The sequence below is a fragment of the Pseudomonas sp. CC6-YY-74 genome, from assembly GCF_002025205.1.
In the GTDB taxonomy this organism is placed as follows: Bacteria; Pseudomonadota; Gammaproteobacteria; order Pseudomonadales; family Pseudomonadaceae; genus Aquipseudomonas; species Aquipseudomonas paeninsulae.
This window is the reverse complement of record NZ_CP019947.1, coordinates 4,179,993-4,193,620: the sequence shown is the minus strand read 5'-3', so window position 1 is coordinate 4,193,620 and position 13,628 is coordinate 4,179,993. Positions and strand designations below refer to the sequence as shown.

The 13,628-nt window shown below is 63.1% G+C and carries 11 protein-coding genes; 2 read left to right on the top strand and 9 right to left on the bottom strand.

Annotated elements, in window-relative coordinates; translation table 11 throughout:
• Nucleotides 1-51: 51 nt before the first annotated feature.
• The 3 genes from B2D37_RS19110 to B2D37_RS19100 all read right to left on the bottom strand — a co-directional run bounded on the left by B2D37_RS19110 (nucleotide 52) and on the right by B2D37_RS19100 (nucleotide 3,241).
• A complete protein-coding gene (locus B2D37_RS19110) occupies nucleotides 52-1,587 on the bottom strand; it encodes a nucleobase:cation symporter-2 family protein (RefSeq protein WP_079204183.1) in 1,536 nt (511 codons plus the stop codon).
• 284 nt (nucleotides 1,588-1,871) lie between these two features.
• A complete protein-coding gene (locus B2D37_RS19105; RefSeq protein ID WP_079204182.1) occupies nucleotides 1,872-2,651 on the bottom strand; it encodes an N-acetylmuramoyl-L-alanine amidase in 780 nt (259 codons plus the stop codon).
• Complete coding sequence (locus B2D37_RS19100; protein WP_079204181.1) at nucleotides 2,648-3,241, bottom strand: MarC family protein; 594 nt, start codon at nucleotides 3,239-3,241, stop codon at nucleotides 2,648-2,650. The genes B2D37_RS19105 and B2D37_RS19100 overlap by 4 nt, the downstream gene beginning before the upstream one ends.
• 122 nt (nucleotides 3,242-3,363) lie before the next feature.
• On the opposite strand from B2D37_RS19100, the gene B2D37_RS19095 reads away from it, so the two are divergent.
• Nucleotides 3,364-4,782: a DASH family cryptochrome gene (locus tag B2D37_RS19095; protein WP_079204180.1), complete on the top strand. Its 1,419-nt coding sequence runs from the start codon at nucleotides 3,364-3,366 to the stop codon at nucleotides 4,780-4,782.
• A gap of 220 nt (nucleotides 4,783-5,002) precedes the next feature.
• Here B2D37_RS19095 and B2D37_RS19090 read toward each other — a convergent pair whose 3' ends face one another.
• The 5 genes from B2D37_RS19090 to B2D37_RS19070 all read right to left on the bottom strand — a co-directional run bounded on the left by B2D37_RS19090 (nucleotide 5,003) and on the right by B2D37_RS19070 (nucleotide 9,551).
• Nucleotides 5,003-6,919 carry a GGDEF domain-containing protein gene (locus tag B2D37_RS19090; RefSeq protein WP_079204178.1) on the bottom strand — a complete coding sequence of 639 codons (1,917 nt, stop codon included), beginning with the start codon at nucleotides 6,917-6,919 and terminating at the stop codon, nucleotides 5,003-5,005.
• Nucleotides 6,916-7,797: an endonuclease/exonuclease/phosphatase family protein gene (locus tag B2D37_RS19085; protein ID WP_079204176.1), complete on the bottom strand. Its 882-nt coding sequence runs from the start codon at nucleotides 7,795-7,797 to the stop codon at nucleotides 6,916-6,918. Before B2D37_RS19085 ends, B2D37_RS19090 begins: the two co-directional genes overlap by 4 nt.
• Before the next feature lie 22 nt (nucleotides 7,798-7,819).
• Nucleotides 7,820-8,446 (bottom strand): thiol:disulfide interchange protein DsbA/DsbL, encoded by a 627-nt coding sequence (locus B2D37_RS19080; RefSeq protein WP_079204174.1) that lies wholly within the window; start codon nucleotides 8,444-8,446, stop codon nucleotides 7,820-7,822.
• Nucleotides 8,447-8,608: 162 nt separating this feature from the next.
• The gene (locus tag B2D37_RS19075) at nucleotides 8,609-9,214 is read right to left on the bottom strand and encodes a cytochrome c (protein WP_079204172.1); all 606 of its coding nucleotides are present in this window, start codon (nucleotides 9,212-9,214) and stop codon (nucleotides 8,609-8,611) included.
• A 46-nt stretch (nucleotides 9,215-9,260) separates the two neighbouring features.
• Nucleotides 9,261-9,551: a cytochrome c5 family protein gene (locus B2D37_RS19070; protein WP_079204171.1), complete on the bottom strand. Its 291-nt coding sequence runs from the start codon at nucleotides 9,549-9,551 to the stop codon at nucleotides 9,261-9,263.
• A 247-nt stretch (nucleotides 9,552-9,798) separates the two neighbouring features.
• On the opposite strand from B2D37_RS19070, the gene yihA reads away from it, so the two are divergent.
• Nucleotides 9,799-10,449: a ribosome biogenesis GTP-binding protein YihA/YsxC gene (yihA, locus tag B2D37_RS19065; RefSeq protein WP_079204169.1), complete on the top strand. Its 651-nt coding sequence runs from the start codon at nucleotides 9,799-9,801 to the stop codon at nucleotides 10,447-10,449.
• A 317-nt stretch (nucleotides 10,450-10,766) separates the two neighbouring features.
• Here the strand turns inward: yihA and polA are convergent, their stop codons facing one another.
• Nucleotides 10,767-13,580 carry a DNA polymerase I gene (gene polA / locus B2D37_RS19060; RefSeq protein ID WP_079204168.1) on the bottom strand — a complete coding sequence of 938 codons (2,814 nt, stop codon included), beginning with the start codon at nucleotides 13,578-13,580 and terminating at the stop codon, nucleotides 10,767-10,769.
• Nucleotides 13,581-13,628: the final 48 nt, after the last annotated feature.

The following is a 13,628-nucleotide window of genomic DNA, read 5'->3' as shown; positions in this document are numbered from 1 at the left end:
GGGCGCTTGGCGACGGGCTTGAAGCTGGCGCTGACGCTTATCAGCGCCGGCCTAGCTGTCGGCTGCCGCTGCCACTGTCGACGCTTGCCCGCCGCCTGACCTGCTCGCCGGAGCACTTGCCACCAGCAGCGGGACCTCCCGACCCTCAGCGTCGAATAACTTGCCGCCCTTGAAGTAGTCACCATCGTTCAACGCGGCGACATCCTGGTAGCGCAAGGTGCGCTCGCTGGCTGCGGCGAAGACCGATTGCTGGTCCGAGTTACCGGCCTTGAAGTGGTTGAACGCCAGGTTCAGCAGGATCGCCATGATCGCCGCCGAGCTGATGCCGGAGTGGAAGATGGTTTCGAACCAGGCCGGGAATTGGTGGTAGAAGGTCGGCGCGGCGATGGGAATCATGCCGAAGCCGATTGAGGTCGCCACGACGATCAGATTCATATTGTTGCGGTAGTCGACCTTGGACAAGGTGCGGATGCCGCTGGCGGCCACCGTACCGAACAGCACGATGCCAGCACCGCCCAATACCGAGGTGGGGACTGCGGCAACCAGACGGCCCATGACCGGCAGCAAACCCAAGGTCACCAGAATCAGGCCACTGGTGGCCACCACGTAGCGGCTCTTGACCCCGGTGACGGCTACCAGGCCGACATTCTGGGCGAACGCGCTCTGGGTGAATGAGCCGAAGATCGGCGCAAACATACTGGAGATCATGTCGGCGCGCAGGCCATTGCCCAGGCGCTTGGAATCCACTTTGGTCTCGATGATGTCACCGACCGCGAGGATGTCCGCCGAGGTTTCCACCAGGGTAACGATGATCACGATCAGCATCGAAATGATCGCCGCAACCTGAAAGGTCGGCATGCCGAAATGGAATGGCGCCGGGAAAGCCAGAATCGGCCCTTCGCCAACCCTGGAAAAATCCGCCATACCCAGCGCCACCGCAACCAGGGTACCGATCACCATGGCCAGCAGAATCGACAGGCGTGAGATGCTGGCGCTGCCGAGCTTGCTCAGGAGCAGCACGGTGGCAAGGGTCAGCGCCGCAAGGCCGATATTGGCCATGCTGCCGAAATCCTCGGCGCGACTGTTGCCGCCCATCGCCCAACGCGCCGCTACCGGCATCAGGGTGAGGCCGATGATGGTGATGACGATGCCATTGACCAGCGGCGGAAAGAACTGAGTAATCCGCGAGAATATCGGGGTGATCAGCAGGCCAATGAAGGCCGCCGCAATCACCGCACCGAGCACCATGGGCATGCCACCCGCGCCGTCACTACCGATGATCGCGATCATGGTCGCCACACCCGCGAAGGAAACGCCCTGCACCAGTGGCAGCTGGCAGCCAAAGAACGGCAGGCCGATGGTTTGCAACAGCGTCGCCAGGCCTCCGGCGAACAGCGAGGCGGCGATCAGCAGGCCGATATCCGCTGGCGACAAGCCCGCGGCCTGACCAACGATCAGGGGCACGGCAACGATGCCGCCATACATGGTCAGCACATGCTGCAAGCCATAGGCAAGGTTGGCACCGAGGCCAAGATTTTCGTCTTCCGGGCGCGGCGCAGGAGACGGCGTAACAGGTGAAGTCGTCATGCTGGGGTACTCGCTGTTATTCTTGTATGCGGATTGTAGACAGCTATGTCGATAAACATCCTATTCTTTGTATACAATTTCTGTCCAGCAGTACCTGCCCGCACCTTTCGCAACGGCCTGGGGTAATCGATGCATGGCGGTCGCAGGCTGTGGCGCTGCGCGCGCGAGCTTATGGCGCCGGACAAGCAGCCGCGGTCCAGGCACGCAAACGCAAGAGGGAGAGGAAGAGGGGGAGGGGGAGGGGACAGCGGATGGCTGAGCACTGACCACGAGCGGTGATCGAGCTAGCGTGCAGGGCGCCCCAAAACCAGCAGCAGCGCCGCCGTCTCGGCATCCGGCTCACCGTCGTAGCGCGCCGGGCGGTACTTCATCTGGAAGGCTGCCAGCACATTGCGCGTGGCCTTATCCAGCTCGCCATGCTCGGGCACCAGATAGCCCTGGCGCTGCAGCTGCTGCTGAAACCAGGCCACCGTGGGCAGGCTCTGGCTGAACGCTGCCTGTTGCTGCGCCACGGCGCGGGCATCCGGCCAGGGCAGCAGACCGGCATCGGCCAGGCGCTTCCAGGGGAACAGCGGCCCCGGATCGACCTTGCGCTGCGGCGCCACGTCACTGTGGGCGAGGATGCTGCCCGGCGCCAACTGGTGGCGCTGCATGATGTCCTTGAGCAATTCGACCAGCGCCTCGATCTGCGCCGGGGCAAAGGGTTGCCATTGACGCCCGTTGGGTCCGTCGGAATAACCACGGTTAACCAGCTCGATGCCGATCGTACTGGCATTGAGCCAGGTGCGCCCCTGCCACTGGCTATCCCCGGCGTGCCAGGCACGGCGGTTTTCATCGACCAGGCGGTAGATGGTCGCCGGCGTATCACCGATCAGGTAATGGCTACTGACCTCCTCCTCGGTCAACAGACGCAACGAGTTCGACAGATTGGTCGAGGTGTAATGCAGGACGATGTACTGCACCCGGCTGTTCTGGCCGATCGCCGTGTAACGACTGTCGATACGCGGACCGCTGGCACAACCGGCGAGCAGGCAAAGCAACAGGGCAAGGCAAAGGATTCTCATGGGCTGATATGCAACACGCTTTGCAGGTTATCCAGCAGCATGTCGACGCTGAGCATGATCAACAGCATACCCATCAGTCGCTCCACTGCGGTCAGCCCGCGAGGGCCGAGGAAACGCTGCAGGAACGCGGCCTGCAACAAGATAAAGGCGGTCGCCGCCCACGCCAGGATGACGGCCAGGTAGAGCTCCCAGAGCGGCCCTTCGTGGGTATTGCGCAGGGTCATCAACACCGCCAGGGCCGAGGGCCCGGCTACCGCCGGGGTGGCCAGCGGCACCAGCATCGGCTCGCCATCCGGCACATCGCCGAGCACGCCCTGTGGTCCGGGAAAGATCAGGCGCATGGCAATCACGAACAGGATGATACCGCCGGCAATCGCGGTTGCCTCGCGCGACAAACCCAGGGCGCTGAGTACTTTGTCACCAAAGGTAAGGAACAGCAGGAGGAAGGCCAGGGCACAGAGCAACTCGCGCCCCGCCACCCACAGCCGTCGCTTGGGCGCGACGTTCTTCAGCGCGGCGATAAAAATGGCGATATTGCCGAACGGGTCGGTCACCAGAAAGATCAACACCGCGATCCCGAAAATATCCATGCAGCACTCCTAGACAGGTCACGACAGTCTAATGTTGTAGTAGGCGTGAGTCTGTCGGCAAAACGCCTTCGTGAGGCTAATCGGCGGCAAGCGCACCTTCGCCGATGCTTGAGGAACCCTCCATGCGCGCACTGCTGTGGTTCAAACAGGACCTGCGTCTCGACGATCACCCGGCCTTGCAGGCCGGACTGAGTGCCGAGTGCCTGCTGCCGGTGTTCGTCTTCGATCCGGCGCAGCTGCAGACCTGCGCCCTCGGCACCCGCCGGCTCGGCGTGCACCGTGCGCGCTTTCTCCTGGAGAGCCTGATGGTGCTGGATGGCGCGCTGCGCCAGCGTGGTTCGCACTTGCTGGTTCTGCCGGGTACGCCAGAGCAGGTGCTCCCCCGGCTGGTCAGCCAGCTCGGCCTGGATCAGGTGCTGACCCTGGAAGAGATCGCCCCGGACGAACGCGCGCAACTCGCCCGTGTGCAGGCCGCGCTTGCCGGCGTCGCGCTGCAGCAAGTACCTGGCAACAATCTGCTGCACGCCGAGGAACTGCCCTGTCCAGCCGAACAACTGCCGCAAGTCTTTAGCCAGTTCAAGAACCTGGTCGAGGAACGCCTGCATGTGTTCCAGCCCCGCCCCGCGCCACACCGGCTGCCGCCCTTGCCGGACGGCGCGCAGACGCTGCTGCAAGTGCTGCCAAGCCTGTCTCGGCTGGGCCTGGGCGAGCCGCTCAGCGTGCCGGCCAGCGCCTTCCCCTTCTCCGGCGGAGAAACCGCGGCGCAGGCACGCCTGCGCGATTACCTGTGGAACAGTCAGGGGGTGCGCCACTACAAGGACACCCGCAACGGCATGATCGGCAGTGAGTACTCGTCGAAACTCTCCCCCTGGCTGGCCAACGGCAGCCTCTCGGCGCGGCGGGTGGTGGCCGAATTACGCCGGCATGAGGCGCAATACGGGGGCAACGACTCAACCTATTGCTTGTGGCTGCAGCTGCTCTGGCGCGATTTCTTTCGCTGGACCCTGGTTCGTCACGGCAGCGCGCTATTCAAGGCGGGCGGCTTGAAAGCCACGGAGCACGCCCCGCAACGACTCGATCGAGGCTTCGAGCGCTGGTGCCAGGGTCGTACCGGCATGCCGCTGGTGGACGCCAATATGCGCGAACTGGCCGATACCGGCTTCATGTCCAACCGTGGGCGGCAAGTCGTCGCCAGTTACCTGATCAACGACTTGCAACAGGATTGGCGATACGGCGCCGCCTGGTTCGAGGAACACCTGATCGACTACGACCCGGCAAGCAACTGGGGCAATTGGGCCTACCTGGCCGGCGTCAGCTGCGACCCGCGGCAGCAGCGGACCTTCAACGCCCTGCGCCAGGCTCGCCACTTCGATCCGGACGCCAGCTATGTCAGCCTCTGGCTGCCGGAACTGCGCCATCTGCCGCCGCATTTACGCCACACGCCGTTTCTACTCTCGCAACTGCAGCTGGACGCGCTCAACTACCCGCGCCTGGAACAGATTCCCGAGACCTGGCGACCTTATCTGCCCAGGGCGGCCTGAGGCCATCCGGCCGCTCCTGCGACTAATCTCGCGACCCAACTCAAGCTGCGGTTAAACGGCCTCTCGGAGGGCGGCTTAGGCGCACGCGGCCGATCGCGATGATCCAGCAAGATCCGTTGCGCCCCCACCATCGGTGCAACGCGCCCAGTATCGCGGCGATGCGCTTGATGGATTAAGCCGCGCGCCACGATGGCGGCGCCTGAGCGCGCAGAGGCCTTGCTCAGCCGGCCTCGATACAGTTGCGGCCGCCGCGCTTGGCCCGGTACAGCGCCTGGTCGGCGCGCTCGAATACCTGTTCGCTGCGCTCACCGCTGACGAAGGTACTGATCCCGGCGGACAGGGTGATGGTCACCCGCTCGCCCCTGAAGTGGAACGGGCAGGCTTCGATGCCGGCACGCAGGGTTTCCAAGAGCTGCAGACCACCGGCCAAGGGGTTCGCCGGAATCAGCAGGGCGAACTCCTCACCGCCGAAGCGGGCGATGAAGTCAGTCTTGCGCAGGCGCTTGTGCAGTTCACCGGCGATGATTTTCAGCACCTTGTCGCCGGCCAGGTGGCCATACTCGTCGTTGATCCGCTTGAAGTGGTCGATATCGATCACCGCCATCAGCAATTCGCCGCCATAGCGCTGCCAGCGTGCCAACTCCAGATCCAGGCGCTCGTTCCAGGCCGCGCGATTGGGCAGGCCGGTAAGCGGATCGAGCAGGGCTTTCTGCCGCTGCTCTTCCAGGTGCTGACGAAAGCCCTTGGCTTCCTGCTCCATGTTCGCCACTCGCTCGACCAGGGTTTGCAGGCGCCCGGCTACTAGCTGCTCGCGCTCGTCACGCTGGCGCTGGTATTGCTCCATGGTGCCCAGCAAACCGTCCAAGCGGTTTTCCACCAAGTCCTTGAGACTCGGCAAATCCGTTGCCTGCTGCACGCTGCTGTGCAGTCCGTCGACCTGCTGGCGCAGCTCGCTGTCCAGCTCACGCGCGGCATTGACCGAATCGGCGTAACCATCGTGGGCGTCTTGCAAACCGCCCTGAAAGGTCGCCAGGCGCTCATTGAGCTGCTGGAGGTAACCCTCGAACTCGCGCTGCCCGACATCGGCAATAGCCAGCATCAGCACGGCCAGATCGTCCAGCACCGGCACCAGTTCATATAGGTTCAAGCCGGCCAGAATGCGCTCGCGCAGCAGATCGGCCTGGTCCTGGTGGCGCTCCGGCAAGGCCAATTCGTCCAACAGACCGAGCAGAGTTGCCTCGACATGGCTGGCGATGGCGCTGTACCCAGGTTCTGGCGGCGATGGCAGGGCGAACTCGGGATCCGCCTCGAGGGGCATATCACCGGGGCCAGTCTCTTCCGCCGGCGCCGCCGGCGGTAACAGGCCGGTAGGTAGTGGCAGGCTGTCGAGCCTACTCGCCAGCAGGGTCGGGGCTGGCGCGTGAACAGCGCTCGGCTCGGCCTGGCTGGCGGCAACCCGCGTGGGTTCGACCACGGGGCGGGCGGACACCGGTGTCGGCAAGGACGCGACTGTCGATGGCATTAGCGCCGACTGCAGCGGCATCTGCTGGACCACAGACAGCGACGCCGGCACAGGCCCGGATTCGGCCGCGGCCGGCAGGTCACTGGCCGTCGCGGCGCGGCCGGCGAACAGCCGCTGGAGCAAGCCCGGACGCTCGACCTGCTCGTGCCCTAGGACTGCCAGCGCCTGTTGCTGCAGGGTACTCAACTCGGCCAGCAACAGCGGCAACTCGCGTACCTGCTCGGCACGGCTATCGAGCTGCTTGGCGTAGTCTTTCAGCGGCCTGCGCACTTCGCGCGGCAGATCCAGTTCGAGCAGCTGGTCAACCAAGGCAACCAGCGCGCTGGAAACCTGCCCGACTCGTTGCTGGCGCCGCTGCTCGGAATCCAGAACGGCTTTTTCCAGACGCGGGATCAACCCAGCAAGGCCCGCATCCATGTCATCACGGCGCAGGATTTCACGCAGATCCTGCATGCACTGATCGACTGCTTTATCGGCGCCCTCGGCCGCCAGGCTGCTGCGCACCAGGCCACGCCGCAGCAGGTCGACCCGAGCATCCCAGCGCCGCTCGAGGACTTCCTGCTGCTCGAGGCTGGCCAGGTACTTGTCTTTCCAGCGCTGGACGTCGTTGTTCATTGCGATTTTTCGCCAGCGGACAGGTTAAGTGCAGGCAGCTGCGAGCTGCCCAGTGCTTGGGGCAGGCGAATTTCCACGGCCACGGGCAGATGATCGGAGATCGGCAGAGCCAATACCTCAAATCGCTCCAGCGCCAGGCCAGGGCTGAGCAGGATATGGTCGAGGCAGCGCTGTGGCCGCCAACTGGGAAAGGTCGCTTCGATCTGTGGCGCCACCAGGCCGAGGTCGCGCAAGGGCGAGTTCAGCAGCAGGTCGCTGGCGTGGGTATTCATGTCGCCCATCAGGATCTGGTGCCGGTAGCCGCCGATCAATTCGCGGATATAGGCCAACTGGCGGGTGCGGGTACGCGCCCCGAGCGACAGGTGCATCATCACCACGACAATAGCGTCCTCGCCTTCGCCAATGCGCAATAGCATCGCACCGCGGCCCGGCGGACCAGGCAGCGGGTGATCCTCCAACAGGCTGGGCCGCAGCCGGCTGAGCACGCCGTTGCTGTGTTGGGCCAGGCGGCCAAGATTGCGATTGAGCTGCTGGTACCAATAGGGAAAGGCACCGAGGCGGGCCAGGTGTTCGACCTGGTTGACGTAGCCGGAACGCAGGCTGCCGCCATCGGCTTCCTGCAGGGCGACCAGGTCGTAATCTTCGAGCAGATTGCCGATGCGCTGCAGATTGCCGGCACGGCCGATGTGGGGCAGCAGGTGCTGCCAGCTGCGCGTCAGGTAGTGATGGTAACGCTGGGTGGTGATGCCGACCTGGATATTGAAGCTGAGCAGCCGCAGGAGCCCGCCGCAGGGCCAATCGACGGCAGCAGTGCACTGCGAGTTGATCTGTGGATCACACAGACCAACTTGGCGACTGCTCGTCCAACGACGCAGCATGCTCGGCGCTCGTGGCGGCCGCCTACTGCGCGGCGCGCTCTTTGTCGATCAGGAAATCGGCCACTTGCAGAGCCTGCTTGGCACCGCCTGCGCTGCCGATGTCGAAACGGTACTTGCCGTTGACGACCATCGTCGGCACACCGCTGATCTGGTAGGCCATGCCCAGTTTCTTGGCCTTTTCCATCTGGCTCTTCACGCCGAAGGAATTGTAGGTCTTGAGAAAGGCGTCTTTGTCGACCCCCTGGGTGGCGAGGTACTCGGCCATTTCTTCTGCCGTCGCCAGCTTCTTGCCTTGCTTGTGAATAGCGTCGAATACGGCGGCATGCACCGCAGGCTCCACCTTCAGCGCTTGCAGGGTGATGAAGCCCTGACCATGCACGTTCCACAGGCCACCGAACAAGGCCGGAACGCGCACGAAATTGACGTCGTCTGGCAACTGCTCGACCCACGGGTTGATGGTCGACTCGAACTGATAGCAATGCCCACAGCCGTACCAGAACAACTCGACCACCTCGATCTGCCCGGGCTTGGATACCTGCACAGGGCTGGCGAGCTCGACATAGTTCTTGCCGGCTTCGGGTTCCGCTTGAACAGCCAGCGCGAACAGGCTGCTGATGGCCAGGGCAGCGCCGAGGATCAGTTTACGCATAGGGTACTCCTTGCTTGGATGTAAGCGTCGCCCAGCGACGAGTCGGTAGTCAGACCCTGGGCTACGGGCCAGGTTCCAGCCATTGTAGCGGGCTGACAAACGAAACAGGGTGGCCGCGGCCACCCTTTTCGTCGCAGGTTCTTACATCCCGCGCGACAAGACTCAGTGTAGGCCCTGGATGAAGCTGGATACCGCGGCGATATCCTTGTTGCTCAGCTTGGCGGCGATGCCGCGCATGATCATGTTGTCGCCGTCGTTGGTCCGATTGCCTTCACGGAAATCGGTCAACTGCTTGGCCACATAGGCAGCATGCTGGCCACCGATTTGCGGGAAGCCGGCAGCGTCGAGACCCGCACCGTCGGGCGAGTGGCAACCGGTGCAGGCTGGCATGCCTTCGTTCAACTTGCCGCCACGGAACAGCGCTTCGCCGCGGACGACCAGTTCCGGGTCAGCTGCGCCAACGCTCATCGTCTGGCTGGAATAGTAGGCGGCGATATCGGCCAGATCCTCATCGCTGAGGTTATTCAGCAGGCCGGTCATTTCCACGACCTGGCGCTCGCCGGACTTGATGTCGTTAAGCTGCTTGAGCAGGTAGCGCTCGCCTTGACCGGCCAGCTTGGGGAAATTCGGTGCAGCACTGTTGCCATCGGCACCGTGGCAAGCGCCACACACGACAACTTTGCCCTGACCTGCGGCTGCATCCCCGGCGGCCTGGGCCAAACCGGTGATGCCTAGGGTCAACAGCAGACTCACGAGTATTTTGTTCATCAGCTAATCCAATTACGGCTAAGGGAAAAAGAGTTATGGGCCGGATTTACTCGGTCATCCACTGTATGACGGCTTGGTAATCCTCGGCGCTGCAGTCCATGCACAAACCACGCGGCGGCATCGCATTAAAACCATTGGTGACGCTGGTGACCAGCATCTCCATGCCTTTAGCCAAACGTGGCTCCCAGGCAGCTGTGTCGCCTTTTTTCGGTGCCATTGGCAATTGCCCATTGTGGCATGCCCCGCAAGCGCGGTTGAACACCGTTTGTGGATCCTGGGCAGCCTGGCTGTTGTAGGAAAACACCAACACAGCAGCGGCAAGCAGCATTTTAGTCATCAGATCAGACTCATCAGGGAAGGCAATGCACCGCCCTCTATGGACACCAAGGTCTAATTCGTCCCCGCAATACTCATCCAGCGGATGGGACAAAGCGCACACAAAATTTGCGGCATTATATACTGGCACCACTGAAACGGAAACGACGCCGCTTGCCGCGCCGCGTAGCGCCCGCAGGATGTGCGCAAATGTCGCAAGGGCTGCGCGCCTGCAATTTCTATTATGCCCGCCCTCACCGGATACCCTGATGCAAGCTAAGAACCCCATTATCGGCCTGTGCCAACAAGCCACCTTCCAGATCAGCGCCGCCAAAGTCGACCAATGTCCGGACGATCTGGGCTACGAAGTGGCCTTTGCCGGCCGCTCCAACGCCGGCAAGTCCAGCGCGCTGAACACCCTGACCCACGCCAGCCTGGCGCGCACCTCGAAAACTCCGGGGCGCACTCAACTGCTGAACTTCTTCCGCCTCGACGATGAGCGGCGCCTGGTCGACCTGCCCGGTTACGGCTACGCCAAAGTTCCCATCCCGCTGAAGCTGCACTGGCAAAAGCACCTGGAAGCTTATCTGGGCAGCCGCGAGTGCCTGCGCGGGCTGATGTTGATGATGGATATCCGCAAGCCGCTGACCGAGTTCGACATTTTGATGCTGGATTGGTCGACAGCCAGCGAGATGCCCATGCACATTCTTCTGACCAAGGCCGACAAGCTGGCTTTCGGTGCGGCCAAGACGACGCTGCTCAAGGTGCAGCAGGATATCCGCCAGCGCTGGGGTGACCGGGTGAGCATCCAGTTGTTTTCCGCACCCAAGCGTATGGGCATCGAAGACGCCCAGACGGTGCTGGCTGAATGGCTGCAATTGGGTGAGTTCGCGCTGAGCGAGCCGGAAACTGAAGACTGAATCAGCGGCCGAGTACTTTTCTGCGGACAAAAAAAACCCCGAGCCTCATATGGGGAGAGAGAAGCTCGGGGTCTAAGGTCTGAACCGCTAGGGCGGGGTTCAGATATCTGCCAACACTTAACACAACAAGGAGCATTGAAAGGCTTTCTGGGCCATTCGTAAGTTCTGACTCCTGGTGCAAACGCAAAGTTCAGTGGCGTCTTAGAATCTATTGGGCATAAAGCATCTGCACTTGATGCTTTCCGGTTTGAAAAGTCGGCAACCCAGGCAGTGGCCGCCCCCATCCGCTGCCGGGTTCGCGCCGCCCAGCACCCGTATCAGTGCGCCTCGTCCCAGTTATCGCCCACGCCCACTTCCACCAGCAGCGGCACATCCAGTTCGGCGGCGCCGCTCATCAGTTGCTTGATCTGCTCGCGCACCTGCTCGATCAGGTCTTCGCGCACCTCCAGCACCAGTTCGTCGTGCACCTGGAGGATCACCTTGGCATCCAGCCCTGAGTCGCTCAGCCAGTTGTCCACCGCGATCATCGCGCGCTTGATGATATCCGCGGCAGTGCCCTGCATCGGCGCGTTGATCGCGGTGCGTTCGGCGCCCTTGCGCAGGCCCTGGTTCTTCGCATTGATTTCCGGCAGGTACAGACGACGGCCGAACAGGGTCTCGACATAGCCCTGCTCGGCGGCCTGTGCGCGGGTGCGCTCCATATAGGCGAGCACGCCGGGGTAACGGGCGAAGTAGACGTCGATATAGGCCTGGGCCTGCTTACGGTCGCAACCGATCTGCTTGGCCAGGCCGAAGGCGCTCATGCCATAGATCAGGCCGAAGTTGATCGCCTTGGCGCTACGCCGCTGGTCCGTGGTCACCTCGTCCAGGGGAACGCCGAACACTTCGGCCGCCGTGGCCTTGTGCACGTCGCGGCCATGGCGGAAGGCGTCCAGCAAGCTCTCGTCCTTGGCCAGGTGGGCCATGATGCGCAGCTCGATCTGCGAGTAGTCCGCCGCCAGCAGCTTGTAGCCCTTGGGCGCGATGAAGGCCTGGCGAATACGCCGGCCCTCGGCGCTGCGGATCGGAATGTTCTGCAGGTTGGGGTCGGTGGATGACAGTCGCCCGGTGGCCGCCACCGCCTGGTGGTAGCTGGTGTGGATGCGCCCGGTGCGTGGGTTGATCTGCTCCGGCAGGCGGTCGGTGTAGGTGCTCTTGAGCTTACTCAGGCTGCGGTACTGCATCAGCACCTTGGGCAGTTCGTAGTCCTGCTCGGCCAGTTCGGCGAGCACCGCCTCGGCCGTGGAAGCCTGGCCCTTGGCGGTTTTGCTGATGATCGGCAGGCCGAGTTTCTCGTAGAGAATCACCCCGAGCTGCTTGGGCGATGACAGGTTGAATTCCTCGCCGGCGATGTCGAAGGCCTGACGCTCCAGCGCCACCAGCTTGTCGCCCAGCTCGACGCTGTGCTCGCCGAGCAGCTTGGCGTCGACCAGCGCGCCCTGGCGCTCGATTCGCGCCAGCACCGGCACCAGCGGCATCTCGATCTCGCGCAAGACCTTGGCCAGGCTCGGTTCGGCTTCGAGCTTGGCCCACAAGGTCTGGTGCAGGCGCAGGGTCACATCGGCATCTTCCGCCGCATAAGGCCCGGCCAGTTCCAGGGCGATCTGATCGAAGGTCAGCTGCTTGGCGCCCTTGCCGGCGATGTCCTCGAAACGGATGGTGCTGTGGTCGAGGTACTTCTGCGCCAGGCTGTCCATGTCATGGCGGGTGGCCGTGGAGTCGAGCACATAGGACTCGAGCATGGTGTCGAAGGCCACGCCCTGCACGTCGATTGGCGTCGAGGCATTGGCGAGGATATTGATGTCGTACTTGGCGTGCTGGCCGACCTTGGCCTTGTGCGGGTCTTCGAGAATCGGCTTGAGCGCGGCCAGCACCTGATCCCGATCAAGCTGCGCCGGCACGCCCATATAGGAGTGGGCCAGCGGAATATAAGCGGCCTCGCCAGCCGTGACCGCAAACGACAAGCCCACCAGCTGCGCCTTCTGTGCATCGAGGCCAGTGGTTTCGCTGTCGAAGGCGATCAATTCGGCGTCTTTGAGCTTCTCCAGCCAGCGATCGAACTGCGCCTGGTCGAGAATCGTCTGGTAGCCCGTCGAGGCGGGGATCACCACGGCCGGCTCGGCTTGCGGCGCAGCGCTGGCGACCAGGTCAAACAGCTCATCGGCAGCTGGCGCGACGCTGGCGACCTTGGCGCTTTTGGCAACCAGGCCCTTGTTCTGGCGCAACAACTCATCGCGCCAGCTGTTGAATTCCAGCTCGTCGTACAGCTCGAGCAACGCGGGCACATCGGCGGGGCCAGGATGCAGCGCGTCGATTGCCAGGTTCAAGGGTACGTCCAGCTTGATGGTCGCCAGCTCGTAGGACAGATACGCCATGTCGCGGTGCTCGCTGAGCTTGGCCGCCAGGGTCTTGGCCCCGCGAATCGGCAGCCCGGCCACCTGGTCGAGGTTGGCGTAGATCACGTCGAGACCGCCACCAATACCGACCAGCAGACCTTGCGCGGTTTTCTCGCCGACCCCCGGCACCCCGGGAATGTTGTCGACCTTGTCGCCCATCAGCGCCAGGTAGTCGATGATCAGTTCAGGACCGACACCGAATTTCGCTTTCACGCCGTCGATATCATAGATGCTACCGGTCATGGTGTTGACCAGCGTAACGTGCGGGCAGACCAGCTGGGCCATGTCCTTGTCGCCGGTGGAAATCACCACGTCACGGCCTTCGCCGGCGCACTGGCGGGCCAGCGTACCGATCACGTCATCGGCTTCGACGTTATCGACACACAGCAGCGGGAAGCCCTGCGCCCTGACGCTGGCGTGCAACGGCTCGACCTGCACGCGCAGATCATCGGGCATCGACGGCCGGTTGGCCTTGTACTCGGCGTACAGCGCATCGCGGAAGGTTCCGCCCTTGGCATCGAAAACCACGGCGAAGGGGCTGTCAGGGTACTGCTTGCGCAGGCTCTTGAGCATGTTCAACACGCCCTTCACCGCACCGGTGGGCAAGCCCTTGGAGGTGGTCAGCGGCGGCAGGGCATGGAAGGCGCGGTACAGGTACGAAGAACCGTCGACCAGGACGAGAGGAGCTTGGCTCATGAGCAGGATCAACCTTTTCGGCGGGGGCGGCGTTAGAATGACCGCACC

What these genes read in the sequence shown, in the direction of transcription:
- B2D37_RS19085 (WP_079204176.1), bottom strand. Translation starts at nt 7,797, where the DNA reads ATGCTGCGTCGTTGGACGAGCAGTCGCCAAGTTGGTCTGTGTGATCCA.
- yihA (WP_079204169.1), top strand. Translation starts at nt 9,799, where the DNA reads ATGCAAGCTAAGAACCCCATTATCGGCCTGTGCCAACAAGCCACCTTC.
- B2D37_RS19105 (WP_079204182.1), bottom strand. Translation starts at nt 2,651, where the DNA reads ATGAGAATCCTTTGCCTTGCCCTGTTGCTTTGCCTGCTCGCCGGTTGT.
- B2D37_RS19110 (WP_079204183.1), bottom strand. Translation starts at nt 1,587, where the DNA reads ATGACGACTTCACCTGTTACGCCGTCTCCTGCGCCGCGCCCGGAAGAC.
- B2D37_RS19095 (WP_079204180.1), top strand. Translation starts at nt 3,364, where the DNA reads ATGCGCGCACTGCTGTGGTTCAAACAGGACCTGCGTCTCGACGATCAC.
- B2D37_RS19080 (WP_079204174.1), bottom strand. Translation starts at nt 8,446, where the DNA reads ATGCGTAAACTGATCCTCGGCGCTGCCCTGGCCATCAGCAGCCTGTTC.
- polA (WP_079204168.1), bottom strand. Translation starts at nt 13,580, where the DNA reads ATGAGCCAAGCTCCTCTCGTCCTGGTCGACGGTTCTTCGTACCTGTAC.
- B2D37_RS19090 (WP_079204178.1), bottom strand. Translation starts at nt 6,919, where the DNA reads ATGAACAACGACGTCCAGCGCTGGAAAGACAAGTACCTGGCCAGCCTC.
- B2D37_RS19075 (WP_079204172.1), bottom strand. Translation starts at nt 9,214, where the DNA reads ATGAACAAAATACTCGTGAGTCTGCTGTTGACCCTAGGCATCACCGGT.
- B2D37_RS19070 (WP_079204171.1), bottom strand. Translation starts at nt 9,551, where the DNA reads ATGACTAAAATGCTGCTTGCCGCTGCTGTGTTGGTGTTTTCCTACAAC.
- B2D37_RS19100 (WP_079204181.1), bottom strand. Translation starts at nt 3,241, where the DNA reads ATGGATATTTTCGGGATCGCGGTGTTGATCTTTCTGGTGACCGACCCG.